This is a genomic window from Flagellimonas taeanensis, assembly GCF_003584105.1.
Lineage (GTDB): Bacteria > Bacteroidota > Bacteroidia > Flavobacteriales > Flavobacteriaceae > Flagellimonas > Flagellimonas taeanensis.
In genome coordinates this window covers 1-1,454 of record NZ_QXFO01000007.1, presented here as the reverse complement: position 1 = coordinate 1,454, position 1,454 = coordinate 1, and the positions used below count along the sequence as shown (strand labels likewise).

General features: G+C 48.1%; 1 protein-coding gene. It reads right to left on the bottom strand.

The genetic code is table 11. The annotated features are described in order from the left end of the window. Positions 1–166: 166 nt before the first annotated feature. On the bottom strand, positions 167–1,454 hold a 1,288-nt coding region (locus D2V93_RS02260), incomplete at its 5' end, for a BspA family leucine-rich repeat surface protein (RefSeq protein ID WP_119618226.1).

Here is a 1,454-nt window from a genome sequence, read left to right as displayed (position 1 = left end):
TTCTTCAAACACTCCGCGTTTTCAGAATGACAAGCAACGCCAATAAAAAATCCAAACCCCAACAATCGAAACATCCAACAATCCAATTTGCAATAAAATAAAAAACCGGAAGGACACTTGGTCCTCCCGGTCTTGGTCTTAAAAAAATAATCTTCTCACGAGGTACTTAGAAGCAATGGCCACTATCGTCATTGATATCCCAGCTCTTGTTTGCACGGAGAAAGGTATAGGCGTTAACACTCGGGGCATGGCTACAATCTATGGACAGGCCAACAGCACCCAAAACAATGTTTGAGGGAAGATTGGGAAGCTGGGACCAGCCTACTAAGGTACTACCATAGCTCAAGGCACTCATCCCCGAGTTGTCCAACATGTTTTCCATATTGGTCACATTGGAAACGTCCCAGGTATCCAAGATACCGTTAAAGGAGGTGGCCCCTTTGAACATATTGGCCATATTGGTTACCTCGCCCGTGTCCCAATCTAAGATGGCACCATTGAATTCAACAGCACCATTAAACATACTGCCCATGTTGGTCACACTCGAGGTGTCCCAATCATTGATGTCCTGGTTGAACGAAGTGGCCAATTCGAACATACTCTGCATATTGGTCACACTCGAAGTGTCCCAACCACTGATGTCTTGGTTAAAGAGAGCGGCATAGACGAACATAAAGGACATATTGGTCACATGGGAAGTGTCCCAGCCACCGATATCCCCATTGAAGGCAGTGGCCCCATAGAACATATAGGACATGTCGGTCATCTGGGAAAGGTCTGGCATATCAGTAGCTTTATAGGTCAAGTTTTCGCAATGACCAAATGCAAAGAACATGCTTTCCCATTGGATGTTGCCCCATTGGTCCAAAGAGAACAAGTTACTTGGTGTAGTTCCCAAATCCCCATCCATTGCAATAGCAGGAAACTGGCCCAAAATGGCCACAGTGTGGTCGCCGGCCGAGACGTAGACATGAGAGGGATTTTCGCTCGTGCTGATCTCCTCCACCGTGCCATCCCCCCAATCAATGGTAAAGTCATAAGTAAAGTTGTCCCTAACGCCAATTACGATCTCCTCATTGGCCACAGTGGTCTTCCAAGTGGTGACAAAGGCGTTTGGATCGCTGGCCAAGGATTCGTACACGTCCTCCACGGTAATGGTCACGGTGGCATGGACCTCTGGTCCGATGCCATCTACTACCCCTATGGTAATGACATGTTCTGTAGCAGTCTCAAAGTCTAGCGACTTGCCCGCATTCAGGGAGAGTTCCCCGGTAGTTATATCAATCTTAAAAAGGCCGGAGACATCATCTGTAATATCGAAACCGAGAACATCTCCATCGACATCCGTGGCCTCCACGGTGCCGATCACATCGGTATCGGCAATATCCTCCGCCACGGTGAACTCCTGATCGTTGATCAGAGGAAGGTTGTTCTGTGGGTCGGAGCCCGCTTCG